This window comes from Paenibacillus melissococcoides, assembly GCA_944800085.1.
Taxonomy (GTDB): domain Bacteria; phylum Bacillota; class Bacilli; order Paenibacillales; family Paenibacillaceae; genus Paenibacillus_B; species Paenibacillus_B melissococcoides.
In genome coordinates this window covers 50,167-64,349 of the sequence record CALYLO010000008.1, presented here as the reverse complement: position 1 = coordinate 64,349, position 14,183 = coordinate 50,167, and the positions used below count along the sequence as shown (strand labels likewise).

Genomic DNA, 14,183 nt, shown 5'->3' with positions numbered 1-14,183 from the left:
CAAAAAGGCTTAAAGTTATATCCCCTCCCGCTTGAACGGGAATGGGTAACCTTAAGCCTCTTTGCTTACAGAACTACATCCTTGTAGCCCGGTTTCGTATTTATTTTTTGAAGGTGAACGTCACGATGGTGCCCTTCGACGGGCCGGACTCGATGTCAAGCTTGCCCTTCAGCTTGTCCTTCACATAGCTGCGGACGATGGACAAGCCCAAGCTTTTGTTGGACACGTCCTTCACGGGGAAGCCGGCGCCGTCATCCGCCACGACCACGGTAACCAATCCGCCGTCCAACTGCGCGTTCACCGTAATCGTGCCGTACGAGCAATCTCCGAACGCGTGCTCATAGCTGTTATGCAGCAGCTCGCTCACGATGAGCGCGATCGCGACCGTGCGGTCGCTGTCCAGGCAGATGCTCTGCGAAGTCTCGATCTGGATGGCGACATTGCTGCAATCGACGAAGCAGCGCTCGATATTCGAAGCGATAAGCCGAATGACGTCAAGCAAGTCCACCTGCGCATCGATCTCCGTCGATAGCAGCTCATGGGTCGCCGCGATGGCAAGCACCCGGCTGACACTGTCGTTCAAGCATTTTTTGGCTTCCGGGCTGTCGCACTGCCGCGCCTGAATGCGGAGCAGGGACGCCACGGTCTGCAGATTGTTCTTGACCCGGTGATGAATCTCGCGGATAGCCACCGACTTGGAGACAATCTCCGCTTCCTTATGCTTGATCTCCGTGACGTCATGCAGGATGACGCCGATGCACAGATCCCGCTCCGCAATGAACAGCCGCTTCACCTGATAGTAGGATCCGGCCACCTTCACGTCTGCCGTCAACGGACAGGAAGGAGAGGTGGAATACTGCTTCATCACGTCGGAGAACGTCGTCTGATCCAGAGACAGATTGTCATAATGGAGGCCCTGAATATCCTCCAGATAACCAAGCTTCCGGTAATAGGCGTCCGCCTTCTTGTTCTTCAGCTTCAAAAACCCGTGCTTGTCGAAGACGAGAACGGCATCCTCAAGCTGGTTGATGATCGAATCCTTGAACCGCAGCATGGCGGTCAGCATCGAGGACATCTCGCCGTCTTCGTATTGCGATCCCGTCACATTGAAGTGGGCTTGAATATTGTCGCTCACATCTTTTTCATAGATGACGACCGCAATGACGCCGTCTTGATTTTTGATCGGATACACCGTCTGCCGAACCAGATGATTTTCCTGCGTATTGGCGATGAGCCCCTGCGACATGATTCCGGTCTCCAGCGTCCGCAAGACGCCGGGCTCGTTCTCGCGCAGCGCCTTCTCGCCTTCGACCGGGCGCTGGTAGAGCGATTTGCCGTCATCCGGACGGCGGTGATACACCACGATCGCCTCATTGCCCATGCTGGACAGGACGTCGATGAACACATCATCCTTCACTTCGGACATTTCGAACGACTCGGCAATCTCCGTCAGCCGGATAATATCCGCCTCCGTCAGTACCGTGTGCCGCTTGCACAGCCGCCGAATCCGTTCCTTGATCTCAATCATAGGAAATGACGATGGTTGTTGCAATTTCGATCATCGGACACCGTCGATCCATGCTAAGTTTGCGCAAGGTCTGATAGGCTTCTTCTTCGGTGCAGCCATTTTCCTTCATCAGAATTCCTTTTGCTTTTTCGACCGCTTTCCGCTCTTCCATCTTCTGCGACAGCTTCGATAGATTTTGTTCCAGCTTGCGTATTTCCTTGCCTTTGGCGATGGTCACTTCGACCATAGGAATGAATGATTTTTCGTCTAGCGGCTTCACCAGATAACCAAGCGCACCGATAGAGGTTGCTTTTTCAATCGTCTGCTTGTCGCTGAACGCGGTCAGGAGAATAACTCCGCCGGCCAGCTGCTCTGAAATGATTCGTTTACCCGCCTTCAACCCATCCAGGATGGGCATTTGAACATCCAGGATGACCAGATCGGGCAGATGCTTTTTGCATAATTCGATGGCTTCAAACCCATCAGAAGCTTCGCCTACTACGTTGTAGTCCGCCTCTTCCAGCATCTCACGAATATCCATTCTTGTAATAGGTTCGTCGTCGACTATTACAATTTTTCCATTCATGTGTCATGCACCTCTATGTCGATATTTGCTTGTATCCGGCTAACCAACCGCCTACTCCTCCAAGTAAGCCCGAAGAGCGTCCACTCCTACGTTCTCCACCGTTGAGACCTCGAAAATGCGCTCTGCGCCCGCCGCATGCAGAAAAGCTCTCGCTTGCGCGATATCCTCCTCAGTACGGGCGAGCTCGGTTTTGGTCACAATTCCAATGACCGGCTTGGCGAACATTGTCGCGAAGGCCGGCGGAAAATAGCTTTCTTCCTTTGTGCAATCTTGCACAAGCCCGATGACATCGGCGTCGACGCTCGAGACAAGCAGCATCTTGTACAAATAACGATTCTCGATACACTCCCCCGGCGTATCGATCGCTTGATCGAAGGTCTCCACAGCTTGCGTCTTTTTGTAGGCAATCTCCTGGCCGTGCAGCCATTGGCACAGCGTCGTCTTGCCCGAGCCGGTGCTGCCGGCGAAAATAATGGTCTTCATGAGCGCTTCTCCTACGTTCTCGTAATCTTCGCAGCCGAGAAGCCGAGAATGTTTTGCAGGCCCAGCAGAACTTCACTCACGGCCGATTCCACGGATGATACATCGCCTGTAATGACGAGCGATCCGCTGAAGCGGTCGACGAAGCCGATCTGCACGCCAGCCGCCTTGGTCGCGATGTCCGCGCCAATAATGGAGGCTTCGCTTGGCGTAATGGTCATGATGCCGATGGCATCCTGCGCATCGCTTCCCAAGCCCAGCTTCTTGTAAATATCCGGGTTCGGGTTCGCGATAATATGCGCCAACGTGACCTGCTTCCCTGGCACGTACTCCTGAATGACGCGTTGTTTTTCGTTGTGTTGGTCCATACTCTCATCATCTCATTTCTTGTGAGAAACAACATCGATTAGCCATAAAAACACATAAAGACCCCTTAAAAGTTCACGTGGAATTTTTAAGAAGCCTCTTTGCTTTGACTGATATGCAACACGCCTTTGTGTTACTTTTACTATACTTTGTAGCTGCAAACGTTGTCAACCTGAACGCGCATGGTATTTATTTGATTACTTCCTATTGAAACATTTTGTTCAATATTTCGACAACATCCGACACAGTCGGAACGCGCGGATTCGTGGCGGTGCAGCCGTCCTTGAGCGCTCCCTCGGCAATCGAGGCGCTCATTTCTCCGAGCAGCGCTTCGTCGACATTGCATTCCCGCAGCGACTGCGGCATGCGCAATTGCTTCTGGAGCTGCTTGATTGCTTGAACCAGGCTGCGAACGCCGCTCTTCGGATTCGGTGCCGACAATCCCAGGCTCTTGGAGATTTCGGCGTATCTGACCGCCGCGGCATTGCTTTCCTCTTTGCCGTAGCCCGGCTTGTAGTCGGCATTGAATTCAATCACGTACGGCAGCAGCAAGGAATTCATGCGCCCGTGCGCAATCTTGAACTTCGCGCCGGCCACATGGGCGATGCCGTGATTGAGCCCGAGCGACGCAATGTTGAACGCCATGCCCGCCAGACAGGAGGCATTGTGCATTTTCTCCCGCGCCTCCAGGTCGTTCCCGTCCTTGTACGCTCTCGGCAAATACGCAAAGACCAGCTTAATCGCTTTCTCCGCCAAGGCGTCGGAAATATCATTCGCTTTGGTGGACACATACGCCTCGATCGCGTGGGTCAGGACGTCCATTCCCGTATCGGCGGTAATGAAGTCCGGCACGCTCTTGACCAATTCCGGGTCCAAAATCGCTTCCTGCGGCAGCATGTCATCGGACACGAGCGGGTATTTGATATTTTTCTTCTTGTCGCTGATCACGGAGAAAGACGTCACTTCCGAGCCTGTTCCGCTCGTTGTCGGAATCGCCACGAACGGCATATTGTGCTGATTCAATATTTTTTGGGCGAAAATCTTCATCGCCTTGGCCGCGTCGATCGCGGAGCCGCCGCCAATCGCAATCATCCGATCGGCCTGGAACGCGCCCAACGCTTCAACGCCCTCCGTCACGATTTCAATCGGCGGATCGGGCACGATGTTGCTAAAAATGTACTGCTCATTGCTCTCATGCAGCCGTTCGAACAGCATGTTAATCATCCCCGACTTGACCATGAACGGGTCGGTGACGATAAAGATTCGTTGGTTCCGCCATTCCATCAGGCGATCCAGCGCGCCTTGCCCCAGATAAATGTCGGTGTTCATCGATATTTTGTCCATAAACAGGCACCTCCAATGAAGTCGTTGGCAATAAAAAAAGAGACTTTTAAAAGAACGGGTTCCTTTAAAAGCCTCTTCGCTTATGATATAGGTGCACGCCATTGTGCAACTCGCCATCATTCAATTGTCTACCAACACTGTACACCGTAAACCGGACATTCGTCAACCCGTCCGATCACGGGTGCCGCAATCGGCAGGCAGTAAAAAAAGGGACCTGCACGCCGCTGTGCATCCGTTCTTCGGCCTTGAAGAACGTCCCTGCTTACCAAGCTATACTTCATCGTATCTGTTCGGCGGCGACCACCCGGCTGTGCCGACAGCAATGTCGGCTGCCTTCCTGCAACCTAAAAAAAGCCTAGCGAGGCGGTAATCGTCACTAGACTTGTAAACCAGCCACTCTCGCCTCGAAATGACTGATCCTTCAAAGTTACTAGGCAAAAGACCTGACTTAAGACCGATTCGGTCTATCACAGTGGCGGGACCGCGTTGGATTTGCACCAAACTTCCATTGCCTATAACTTCTTCTGTTGTTCATGACGTGAATGGGCGTCCATTCGACATCATTATAGCATAAAAAAGCGGATTGACAAGAGCGAAGATCATCAATTTACGCTGACTTTATGGAAAATAATTACTTCACAAAATCCCGGAGTTGATTTATTCTTTTGAAGAAATACCCAAAAATGTCGTACTTAACAATTTGAGTATAAATGTAAATGATAAATGGAGAAGGGAAATTGGATGGCATTCAAAATCTATGCAGGCGTTCTTTTGCTTTTCGCAATAGGAAACCTTTTATTTTTCATTTCTGCACCGTTACTCTATCATTTGCATCTGCGTTCGCTTAGGAAAGCTTTGTATACCATTTTTATTGGAGCAATCACAGCAGGAATCATGTTGGATGAAATTCAACTCTTAAATTGGAAATTTATTCTCACATTAACAAGCATCAATATATTTATGGATCTTTCCTTGCTATTAACTCCTAGTATTATGAAAATATGGAGTACAGAGTTTCAATACAGTGACTACGTAGAGAATGTTGTTAAGGAGAATGAGAAGGTTCAAATAGGTTCAGTTCGCCGGGTACAAACCATGTCTGAGATGCTCCAAAATTCTAAGGAATATTTATCTAATTCACAAATTAGCCAGAACTCAATTGACTACATTTCTCACCTGCAAACCTACCTGGAGCGATACGCACATACATACGGCTTAAGTATTAGAATATGGAGTATTGAGCCAGAAACCATGAAATCTGACATCATTCCTGCTCAGCAAAGGATAGAAATGAGTCACCAAGAAATAATAGAAGCGCTTATTTATGAAGGAATTGCTACTCGTCTTAATGAAATAGAAAGATTGCTTTCTTATGATTTTGGAGATAACAAGACCTCCTATATCAGTGCCCTGTATCAGTCAGAAATTGTTTCTCTATCAAACGAAGACAGCATGATTATCCCAGTATACTTGGATAAACTCATCTTGATAATCCTTTTAAGAAATGAAACGGGACAGTTGTTAGAAGTCGACGGAATTCACATCGTAAATCTCACTCATCTTTATGCTTTGGTGATCTAAATTTCATGGTATAATATAGAAACGCCACTCAGGGAGGGTTTTTGTATGCGCATATTGCTTAAAGAGCAAGTTTCTAAGACAAAGGATTCAGCAAGCACCAAAAGAATCACTCACTTGTCGAACAAATCTACCACAAAGGCGTCTCATACCGTCAACCAACTTAATAAAAATCTATTAAAATACATTTCTAACCGATAAAAATATGGGCAAAGGGCAACCTCTCTTTGCCATTTGTATTATTCCCGAGATTCCTGAATAAATTCTCTATAAAGAGTTTTAGGAATCGAGGGATAAGTATGAAGCATAAAGAAAACAGACGAGAATCATTAAAAAAGACAACAAGATTGATCCACAAGACAAAAATGACAAGGCGAAATGAAGAAGCATTGAAGCTGATTCGTTCACTTAAAGGAATGTTCGGGTAAATGGACTTTATCACGAACCCGGTTGCTGCAATCCGCTTCCATCCGCTGTAACCTTGATTGTTAAATGGATTCTAAGGTATACTTTTCTCGCCAGAATATAGATGTAAGGGAGTAAGCATCATGGAAAAAGTTCTTATTTTCGGACATAAAAATCCAGACACAGATAGTATTTGTTCCGCCATTGCGTATGCAGATTTGAAGACACAATTGGGCTTCGATGTCGAGCCGGTTCGCCTCGGCAGCATCAACGGGGAAACGCAATTCGCGCTGGATACGTTCCAAGCGAAAGCGCCTCGCCTCGTAGAGACCGTGGCGAACGAAGTGAACGGCGTTATTCTCGTCGATCACAACGAACGGCAGCAAAGCGCCAACGACATTGAGCAGGTTCAGGTGCTGGAAGTCATCGACCATCACCGCATCGCGAACTTCGAGACGAGCGGTCCGCTGTACTATCGCGCGGAGCCGGTTGGCTGCACCGCTACGATCTTGAATAAAATGTATAAAGAGAACGGGAAAACGATCAGCAAAAATATTGCCGGCCTGATGCTGTCTGCCATCATTTCCGATTCGCTGCTGTTCAAATCCCCGACTTGCACGGAGCAAGACGTGGCTGCTGCCCGCGAGCTGGCCGCCATCGCCGGCGTCGATGCGGAGCAATACGGCCTCGAAATGCTGAAAGCGGGCGCAAACCTGAGCGACAAGAGCATCGAGGAGCTGCTCTCGCTTGACGCGAAGGAATTCACCATGGGCAGCGCGAAGGTGGAAATCGCGCAAGTGAATGCGGTGGACGTGAACGATGTGCTGTCCCGCCAAGCGGAAGTGGAAGCGGCCTTGTCCGACATTATCGCGAAGAAAGGTCTCGATCTGTTCGTGTTCGTCGTGACCGATATTTTGAACAGCAATTCCGTGGCCATTGCGCTCGGCTCCAAGGCAGAGGCCGTCGAGAAGGCCTACAATGTAAGCCTGGAGAACAACACCGCGCTCCTGAAGGGCGTCGTGTCCCGCAAGAAGCAAATCGTGCCTGTGCTGACAGACACCTTGAGCAAATAATTTTCCTCTACCGGATATCTGGAATATCTTCCGGCTTGGGACCAACGGTACGGGCCGCGCTTTCGAGTGCGGCCCGCCGCTTTGTGCCCTCCCCTCCTTGTTGACACCACCGCTACAGTAATAAATATAAGACGCCACAAAAAAACGCCCCCGCCGCGCGGGAGCGTCTGTCTTTCCTGCCATCACAGAAAATAATTCGTTATCGACTGATCGCTGGCCAATATCCCTTCACTGTCCAGCTTTTTCTTCAAATACTGCTTATCCGATGAAATGAAAACGCTCATGATGAGATCGACGACAAACAGAAACGTGATATGGTTGGACATGAAGGCGCTGTTGTTGACCGAGATTTTATCCGGGGCAATAATATCGACTACCGCATTTTCCGTAATCGGCGATGAATCGTAGCAGGTCACCGCCACCGTCTTGGCCTGATTGACCTGCGCGATGGAGACGGCGTCAATAATCTCCCGCGTCGAACCCGAACGCGAGAAGGCGATGACAACATCCTCCGGACCGCATTGGGAGGCCGCGATTTTCATTTCCCTGCTGTCGTTGATGGCATCGGCATGAATGCCGATAATCGCGAGCCGGTTCTTCAAGGCCATGGCCGCGAGGAATGAATCGAACAATCCGATGAGGACGATTCTGCGCGCTCCCTTCAGCAGTTCGACCACTTGATGAAGCTGAGCTTCCGTAATGAGCGCCGAGGTGTTGACGATCAGCTCGTTATAGTCGAGAGCCAGCGCATCAATGACGTTGATCTCGCGCCGTTCTTTCTTTTTCGCCTGCATATCCCGGTAAAACGCATCCTGGGCGAACGCGATTTTAAAATCGTTGAAGCCTTTGAAGCCTACCTTTTTGCAAAAACGGTTGATGCTTGTCTCGGACACGCCGATTTCATTCGCGATAGCCGTAATCGTGTTCCGGGTGATGAATTCCGGATTGTGTATAACGAAATTGGCGATTTGATTTTCGCCGTATGTTAATTTTTGCGTTTGCGATACAATTTTTGCGATGACCGCCGGAACCTGTGAAGACATGGTACCTCCTCCTGACTGCCAATGGGAAAAATGCGAATCCGGTAACCTCGCTAGCACACCCCATTATATCATATCAAGGGAAGTAATGAGAAAATCAGGGCAACATCATTTTCCAATTTTCGCCCCGCCGGCTAAGCTCGCCTTCATCCATTCCCCCCCGTCTCGACAAGAAACGCGTAATCAAGCGCATTCGGCAGACAGGGCAGGCTCAGCATCGTTTTGCAGAACGCATGCGCCGCGATTTCACTGCATTTCACAATGCTGGATCTCTTCGTATACCAGCTTCCGAGCTTGAAAATCTCAATCGGCTCCAGCGTCTCATTCGTGAATCGCCCCGCCCGGTACTCCGTATAATGAAAAAATTCATGCGCCAAATGAATGTCGATCAGCCGATCCAGCTCCTGTTCCGGCTCCTCGCATCCCTTCCCCATCACCGTCCGGTACGCCTGCCGCATATCGCGGAGTGACGAGGCATAAATGATAATCGCCGGCGGGCTCTGGGCGAAATCAATCTGCGCGCGGAAGCTGACGTTGTGGAAGGCGCCGGACCGGTTCGTCACTTCATACCGCAAGCCTTCCATTTGACACAGCTCCCGGATCGACTTGCGCTTGCCCTTGTATGCAGCCGCCGTCTCTCTGCCCCGCTTCAGCGACATGCTGACATAGTACGGAATTCGATCCTTCGGTATTTTATGGAAAAGGGGATCCTGCTCCAGCTCCGCGCACGCCAGCCATTCATCGGATCCTTCCCCTTCCGTCAAGCGACGGATAACCTCGTCCGGCATACCATTCCCTCCTCGTATAGTATTTCCTGAAGGCAGTTTTGAGTCTTTTTCCAGTCCTTTATAGAAACATAGAATGCCTTCAAAATTTCCAGCTTGCACATTGAAAATTAATATGGGGACTGGACTTTCCGGAATGTCTCTGGACAATGGAACTTAGGGTTCCATTCGGGGAAATTCGTCTCCCTCCTGTAGTCCAATCTACTTTTTAAGTCTGTTTCTCCGGTACTCGCTTGCACTTCTTACCCGCTGGCTGTTCCCTTCGGCAACTCATGCCCGACTGTAGCAGCGTCGGGGCAGCTCGTGAACCGAAGCGTGTTCTCATATGCGAGGGTGATTGATCGGCGAGTGCGCCGGAGACAGTCCGGAGAGTCCGTTCCCTGAATCCCTTATAGAAAGGAGGAATTCTCTTGAAGCTTTTTGTCGGTATTGACGTCAGTTCCGAAGAACTGGAAGCCTGTTTGATGAAATCGGATGGCGACACCCTGGAGACCTTCAAGACCACCAACAATCTGCACGGCGCTTCTTACTTGCGGGATCGCATCATTTCTGCTGCGGTCAAGACAGCCTGCTCTGAGGTTCATATCGGGCTTGAAGCCACATCCGTCTACAGTTGGCATCCAGCCATGTACTTGCATGAGGATGAGGCCCTTCAACAATTGAATGCCAAGGTGTTCACCATTAATCCGAAGCTGATTAACAAATTCAAAGACGCTTATGCCGACCTGGACAAAACCGATCGCATCGATGCCTGGATCATTGCAGACCGCCTGCGTTTTGGCAGACTCACGACGACTATCGTGATGCAGGAACAGTACATCGCCTTGCAGCGGCTCACTCGCATGCGATTCCATCTCGTACACAACCTTACCCGCGAGAAGCAATACTTTTTGCAAAATCTGTTCTACAAGTGCAATGCTTTTCGCGCGGAGGTGGACAGTTCCGTGTTCGGCCATGCCATCATGGAAATGCTCTCGGAAAAGTATAGTCTGGATGAGATGGCGAATATGGATGTCGCCCGTTTGGCTGACTATCTCAAGGACAAGGGGAGAAATCGTTTCCCCGATCCCGAACACGTCGCCCGCTGTATTCAAAAGGCGGCTCGGGCCTCGTACCGTCTCTCGAAGGTTGTCGAGGATTCCATTGATTTGGTGCTGGGCACCTCAATTCAGTCGATCCGGAGCATCCAGAGTCAGCTTAAAGAGCTCGACAAGGCGATTGAGCGCATTTTAGACGGCATTTCCAGCAGCCAGTGCCTCCGTTCCATTCCGGGCATTGATCGGGTCTATGCCGCAGGCATCCTGGCCGAGATCGGCGACATCGACCGCTTCACGGATCAAGCCGCCTTGGCCAAGTATGCGGGTCTGACGTGGAGCAAGCACCAATCCGGCTCCTTCGAGGCGGAAGATACAAAGCGCATTCGTTCCGGCAACCGATTCCTTCGCTACTACCTTGTTGAAGCTGCCAACTCGGTAAAAAACCGCGACCCGGAATTCGGGGAGTACTACCGGAAGAAATTCAATGAAGTCCCTAAGCATCAACACAAACGTGCCCTCGTCTTAACGGCAAGAAAACTTGTGCGTCTGGTCGATGTGCTGCTACGCAACGACCAACTCTATACGCCCAGAAGGAAGGTGAAGCCGACAGAGCAATAATGCCTTGGCTCATGAATTTTCTTCTCTAATTCCCAGTTAAATTATGGTATTTTACTTAATTTTCGACTGGGTCTAGTTTGGTGATGCCTTTTTTGGGATTGATCCTGCTGCACGCCAAGGAAATTTTCCAATTCTCATCAATCAGGGACTTGACATCATACCGCTGGACTTGCGCTTATCGCGAGAAGGCGATACAATGGACGAAACGAGATACTTTAACCGAGTTCTCAGTGACGACGTCCGGCCTGCCCGCCGGGCGTTTTCTATTTCTTCTTCCGAAAATCTGATCATCATGTTCAGATACTCTTCCGCATCCCCCATCTTTCCCGGGGTAATCTTTTCCGGGTTGTTCTGAATGACTTTCAAATTGTGCTTAGCATTTTTGCCTGCCTCGATCGCTTGATCCACAAGTTTTTGTCTATCCACTGGTCATCCTCCTCAAAATGCTGTCATAATGTTTTGAAGAATAGTGATGCCATCCATGCCGTAGAGTATAGACACGGCAACTTCGGGGGCATTCGTAGCTTGAATCATTCGCATAAGCGTCGGGACATCAAGCGTCTGCTGGTCGTTCTCCAGCTTACTTATCGCGCTGCGAGACATATGTACTTTCTCGGCCAATTCCTCTTGGCTCCAGCCCTTACGGGTCCTCAGCGCCTTAATAATGACGCCAAATTTCAAATCTCTCACCTCCCGTTCGGAATTCGAACAGACATGGTGGGTGATCCGATGTAGTATAAAAGTATGGAGAGTCACCCACCCCACTCATCCCCTCCCGCTGGCGCAGGTACCGCTCCGGCGGGTTTCTTCTATCCTCTTGAGCGTAGCGGCTACATCTCGGCGTAATGACCGTAATTCCTTTTGCAAAATGGCTTCTGGATTTTTCGAGTGAACCTTCACCCGAGCAACCGCCATTGTGATGCAGGCTGCCCGGGAAGATCCTCGGTTCCACCGGAATCTGCTCATATCGATTCCCCAAAATAATTCGAATTTTCTTCGAGCCATCTTGTGTTCCTGAGTACCCACTTGTATAGCAATTCAGTGGGGATTAAAATCCCGGCTTCATAGCATACCGGGAAATCTGGTCGCCGCATTAGCTCTGCGGCCTTGGTGGCTCCAATATGGAGTACTTCCATCATTTCCGTTCTTGTGAGGAACGGCTTGTCCATAAATTTGGAGATATGCTTATCTCTTAAAACGTCACTGATGGCGCTCTGTATTTCTTCCCGCAGCATATGGCGGAAATGATCATCAGCAAGATCGAGACTAACCTGTAGCATCAAATCGCCTCCTTCGATCTTGGATGTTCTCCAAGGGAACATTTATCATTAAAAAAATATTCCCAAGGGAAATCCAGGGCTTTTCCGATTGACTTCGCTACTTCAACCTTGGGAGTCTTCACTCCCAATTCAATGTTGGTGTAGTAGCTGCGAGAGATATTCGACCTATCAGCTACTTGCTCATGTGTCAAACCTGAAGCATCACGGAGTTCTTTTAACCACAGTCTCAATATGTTCACCCCTTGATTGTTCCTTTAAGTAACGTTGTTAGTTTGATTATATGTTACTTTTAGGAACATGTCAACAGATAATGATTCATTTAGGAACATCACTTTAAAGTTTCTCTGAGGAACACTATAATGTGGGTATCTTAGTAAGGTTGGTGTCTAATCATGAATATTTTAGGAAAGAGAATAAAAGCTGAGCGTGAAAATAAAAAGAAAAGAGATCCAAAGTGGACTCAAGATTATGTAGCCAACCTTATAGGTGTGGCCAGACCCACCTATACAGCTTATGAAAATGGAACAAAAGAACCGCCGTTGGACACCTTAAACAAAATTGCAGATCTATTCGGAGTTTCGAGTGACTATCTATTGGGAAGAAGTGATCTCCCGTCCCCTTCTTCTAGCGAGGAAGCTGAACTTGATGCGTTATTGAGGGGGGTCCACGGAGCATTCTTTAAGGATTACCTTTCTGCCCCAGAACAGAAAAAAGAAGAGATGCGGCAGTTTTTGAAGTTCATCCTTGAGCAGGAGAAGAATAGAAAACCGGGGCAGCGACAGGGTGAATAGAGGATATAACCGGAACAAAACAAGCAATGTGAGGGAGTACAAATGACAAGTGCTTTATTAGTTATTCTTATACTAGTCATTCTTTTCCGCGAAGAGATTAGAACGATTATAGGTCTGGGGTTACTCTACATTCTGATTGTTGGATTTTGGGATAATAATGAGTGGTGGGGAAAACCACTTGTAATTGCACTCGCTGTTCTTTTTGCATTAGGACTTATTGTTGGTTTCTTAGGAAAATATGTAGAAAAGTATGGAGAAACTCGTTTATTTCAATACATTAAAGTCATTTCACAGATGCTGGGAATATTGATATTAGTTTGTTCGATTGCCGGCGGTCTATACTTTTTGACAAAACTGATAACCTAAGTGCCTTCGGGCATTTATTTTTTACCTCAAAACCGAACATATATTCTCATGCTTGGAGGGGTACATCATGTTTGAACACTACATAATGACACAAATTGAAAAGTACCAAGAAGACTTATACCGACGCATTGGGGTATATCACCCTGGCCATCTCACGATAGAGGAAATGGCGGCCCGCTTGAATGTTTGGCTGTATTTTGGCCCAGTTGGAAGCAAAGCGCTCGAAGTGAGGCCCGGTATGTATTCAGTGAACATCGATTCACGCCTCGATCCTCGACAGCAGTGGCTCGATTTTCTACACGAGCTTTGTCACTTGCTCCGCCATGCTGGCGATCAAAGCATGATGCCGGAGCAATTTACTCGGGCTCAAGAATGTGAGGCGAATGCTTTCATGTTGTATGCTGCCATGCCGATATCCATGATTCAACGGCTTCACCTTCCACAATCGTTTGACGGATGCGTCGAGACGCTTACCAATGAATTCCGGGTTCCGGTGGGCGTAGCAGCTCGGCGGATGGAGCAAATAAAGCGGCGCTGCATTCAAGGAATGTTGCAGCAAGCAACATCATCGTATATGGCGACAAAAGCACCCGTAGAGAGTCGTAGCGAGCGCACCGAGGTCTACGCCTATTATGACCCAGAAGGAGAACTCGACGAACCTTCACAACTCATTGTGAGTGTTGATCAGCAAGACGTTCACAAAGACGAACTACTAATTCCGCTCGACGGCCCTTATGAGCGTATAAATTCCGAAAGCCAGCCTGAAATGTCGTGTGTGCCAGTGCGTCCCGAAGATATTGCCTGTAGAAACGGGCACATTGTCTTAAAAATAAAGCGCTTGGCTGAAAGGCATGGACTCGCGGCCAAAAATGTTGTGCTGCAGATGCGAGATATCCAAGAAGCTCAAAAATTTGCTTGGTAGGAGGA

Annotated in this window: 17 protein-coding genes and 1 riboswitch; of the genes, 6 read left to right on the top strand and 11 right to left on the bottom strand. The window is 49.1% G+C overall.

Translation table 11 applies throughout. From position 1 onward, the window contains the following. Positions 1-100: 100 nt before the first annotated feature. From OCY70_RS25120 to OCY70_RS25100, 5 genes are all read right to left on the bottom strand, one after another. On the bottom strand, positions 101-1,519 hold the full coding sequence (locus tag OCY70_RS25120; RefSeq protein ID WP_373871504.1) for a sensor histidine kinase: 1,419 nt from the start codon (positions 1,517-1,519) through the stop codon (positions 101-103). A 1-nt stretch (position 1,520) separates the two neighbouring features. Continuing rightward, complete coding sequence (locus OCY70_RS25115) at positions 1,521-2,093, bottom strand: ANTAR domain-containing response regulator (protein ID WP_006676858.1); 573 nt, start codon at positions 2,091-2,093, stop codon at positions 1,521-1,523. 51 nt (positions 2,094-2,144) lie between these two features. Beyond that, positions 2,145-2,576: a EutP/PduV family microcompartment system protein gene (locus tag OCY70_RS25110; RefSeq protein ID WP_213430032.1), complete on the bottom strand. Its 432-nt coding sequence runs from the start codon at positions 2,574-2,576 to the stop codon at positions 2,145-2,147. Between the two features lie 11 nt (positions 2,577-2,587). After that, positions 2,588-2,941 (bottom strand): BMC domain-containing protein, encoded by a 354-nt coding sequence (locus tag OCY70_RS25105; RefSeq protein WP_213430033.1) that lies wholly within the window; start codon positions 2,939-2,941, stop codon positions 2,588-2,590. A 202-nt stretch (positions 2,942-3,143) separates the two neighbouring features. Next, complete coding sequence (locus OCY70_RS25100) at positions 3,144-4,283, bottom strand: 1-propanol dehydrogenase PduQ (protein ID WP_213430034.1); 1,140 nt, start codon at positions 4,281-4,283, stop codon at positions 3,144-3,146. A 384-nt stretch (positions 4,284-4,667) separates the two neighbouring features. Next, positions 4,668-4,816: riboswitch (adenosylcobalamin (AdoCbl) riboswitch) on the bottom strand. Positions 4,817-5,024: 208 nt separating this feature from the next. On the opposite strand from OCY70_RS25100, the gene OCY70_RS25095 reads away from it, so the two are divergent. Together OCY70_RS25095 and OCY70_RS25090 are read left to right on the top strand one after the other, a co-directional pair. After that, positions 5,025-5,864, top strand: coding sequence for a type II toxin-antitoxin system SpoIISA family toxin (locus OCY70_RS25095; RefSeq protein WP_213430035.1), 840 nt, complete (start codon positions 5,025-5,027; stop codon positions 5,862-5,864). Between the two features lie 545 nt (positions 5,865-6,409). Further along, a complete protein-coding gene (locus tag OCY70_RS25090) occupies positions 6,410-7,339 on the top strand; it encodes a manganese-dependent inorganic pyrophosphatase (protein ID WP_213430036.1) in 930 nt (309 codons plus the stop codon). A 182-nt stretch (positions 7,340-7,521) separates the two neighbouring features. Here the strand turns inward: OCY70_RS25090 and OCY70_RS25085 are convergent, their stop codons facing one another. Continuing rightward, positions 7,522-8,382: a MurR/RpiR family transcriptional regulator gene (locus OCY70_RS25085; protein WP_213430037.1), complete on the bottom strand. Its 861-nt coding sequence runs from the start codon at positions 8,380-8,382 to the stop codon at positions 7,522-7,524. A gap of 143 nt (positions 8,383-8,525) precedes the next feature. Continuing rightward, positions 8,526-9,167 (bottom strand): hypothetical protein, encoded by a 642-nt coding sequence (locus OCY70_RS25080; protein ID WP_249725459.1) that lies wholly within the window; start codon positions 9,165-9,167, stop codon positions 8,526-8,528. Positions 9,168-9,574: 407 nt separating this feature from the next. Here OCY70_RS25080 and OCY70_RS25075 point away from each other — a divergent pair, with 407 nt between their 5' ends. Continuing rightward, a complete protein-coding gene (locus OCY70_RS25075) occupies positions 9,575-10,819 on the top strand; it encodes an IS110 family transposase (protein ID WP_261945278.1) in 1,245 nt (414 codons plus the stop codon). A 141-nt stretch (positions 10,820-10,960) separates the two neighbouring features. Here OCY70_RS25075 and OCY70_RS25070 read toward each other — a convergent pair whose 3' ends face one another. From OCY70_RS25070 to OCY70_RS25055, 4 genes are all read right to left on the bottom strand, one after another. Then, positions 10,961-11,245, bottom strand: a complete 285-nt coding sequence (locus OCY70_RS25070; protein ID WP_213430243.1) for a hypothetical protein — start codon at positions 11,243-11,245, stop codon at positions 10,961-10,963. Between the two features lie 12 nt (positions 11,246-11,257). After that, on the bottom strand, positions 11,258-11,509 hold the full coding sequence (locus OCY70_RS25065) for a helix-turn-helix domain-containing protein (RefSeq protein WP_249725489.1): 252 nt from the start codon (positions 11,507-11,509) through the stop codon (positions 11,258-11,260). A gap of 272 nt (positions 11,510-11,781) precedes the next feature. Then, entirely contained in the window at positions 11,782-12,099 is a 318-nt protein-coding gene (locus tag OCY70_RS25060; protein WP_261945279.1) for a DNA-binding protein, read from the bottom strand. Next, the gene (locus OCY70_RS25055) at positions 12,099-12,338 is read right to left on the bottom strand and encodes a helix-turn-helix transcriptional regulator (RefSeq protein WP_373871507.1); all 240 of its coding nucleotides are present in this window, start codon (positions 12,336-12,338) and stop codon (positions 12,099-12,101) included. Before OCY70_RS25055 ends, OCY70_RS25060 begins: the two co-directional genes overlap by 1 nt. Before the next feature lie 153 nt (positions 12,339-12,491). Between OCY70_RS25055 and OCY70_RS25050 the strand changes: the two genes are divergently transcribed. The 3 genes from OCY70_RS25050 to OCY70_RS25040 all read left to right on the top strand — a co-directional run bounded on the left by OCY70_RS25050 (position 12,492) and on the right by OCY70_RS25040 (position 14,178). Then, a complete protein-coding gene (locus tag OCY70_RS25050; RefSeq protein WP_213430247.1) occupies positions 12,492-12,890 on the top strand; it encodes a helix-turn-helix domain-containing protein in 399 nt (132 codons plus the stop codon). Between the two features lie 42 nt (positions 12,891-12,932). Further along, positions 12,933-13,256, top strand: a complete 324-nt coding sequence (locus OCY70_RS25045; protein ID WP_213430248.1) for a hypothetical protein — start codon at positions 12,933-12,935, stop codon at positions 13,254-13,256. Positions 13,257-13,323: 67 nt separating this feature from the next. Next, positions 13,324-14,178: an ImmA/IrrE family metallo-endopeptidase gene (locus OCY70_RS25040; protein ID WP_213430249.1), complete on the top strand. Its 855-nt coding sequence runs from the start codon at positions 13,324-13,326 to the stop codon at positions 14,176-14,178. Positions 14,179-14,183: the final 5 nt, after the last annotated feature.

Excerpts from the sequence above, each read along its gene's own strand:
- OCY70_RS25115 (WP_006676858.1), bottom strand. The coding sequence starts at position 2,093 with ATGAATGGAAAAATTGTAATAGTCGACGACGAACCTATTACAAGAATG.
- OCY70_RS25110 (WP_213430032.1), bottom strand. The coding sequence starts at position 2,576 with ATGAAGACCATTATTTTCGCCGGCAGCACCGGCTCGGGCAAGACGACG.
- OCY70_RS25105 (WP_213430033.1), bottom strand. The coding sequence starts at position 2,941 with ATGGACCAACACAACGAAAAACAACGCGTCATTCAGGAGTACGTGCCA.
- OCY70_RS25100 (WP_213430034.1), bottom strand. The coding sequence starts at position 4,283 with ATGGACAAAATATCGATGAACACCGACATTTATCTGGGGCAAGGCGCG.
- OCY70_RS25095 (WP_213430035.1), top strand. The coding sequence starts at position 5,025 with ATGGCATTCAAAATCTATGCAGGCGTTCTTTTGCTTTTCGCAATAGGA.
- OCY70_RS25090 (WP_213430036.1), top strand. The coding sequence starts at position 6,410 with ATGGAAAAAGTTCTTATTTTCGGACATAAAAATCCAGACACAGATAGT.
- OCY70_RS25085 (WP_213430037.1), bottom strand. The coding sequence starts at position 8,382 with ATGTCTTCACAGGTTCCGGCGGTCATCGCAAAAATTGTATCGCAAACG.
- OCY70_RS25080 (WP_249725459.1), bottom strand. The coding sequence starts at position 9,167 with ATGCCGGACGAGGTTATCCGTCGCTTGACGGAAGGGGAAGGATCCGAT.
- OCY70_RS25060 (WP_261945279.1), bottom strand. The coding sequence starts at position 12,099 with ATGCTACAGGTTAGTCTCGATCTTGCTGATGATCATTTCCGCCATATG.
- OCY70_RS25050 (WP_213430247.1), top strand. The coding sequence starts at position 12,492 with ATGAATATTTTAGGAAAGAGAATAAAAGCTGAGCGTGAAAATAAAAAG.
- OCY70_RS25045 (WP_213430248.1), top strand. The coding sequence starts at position 12,933 with ATGACAAGTGCTTTATTAGTTATTCTTATACTAGTCATTCTTTTCCGC.
- OCY70_RS25040 (WP_213430249.1), top strand. The coding sequence starts at position 13,324 with ATGTTTGAACACTACATAATGACACAAATTGAAAAGTACCAAGAAGAC.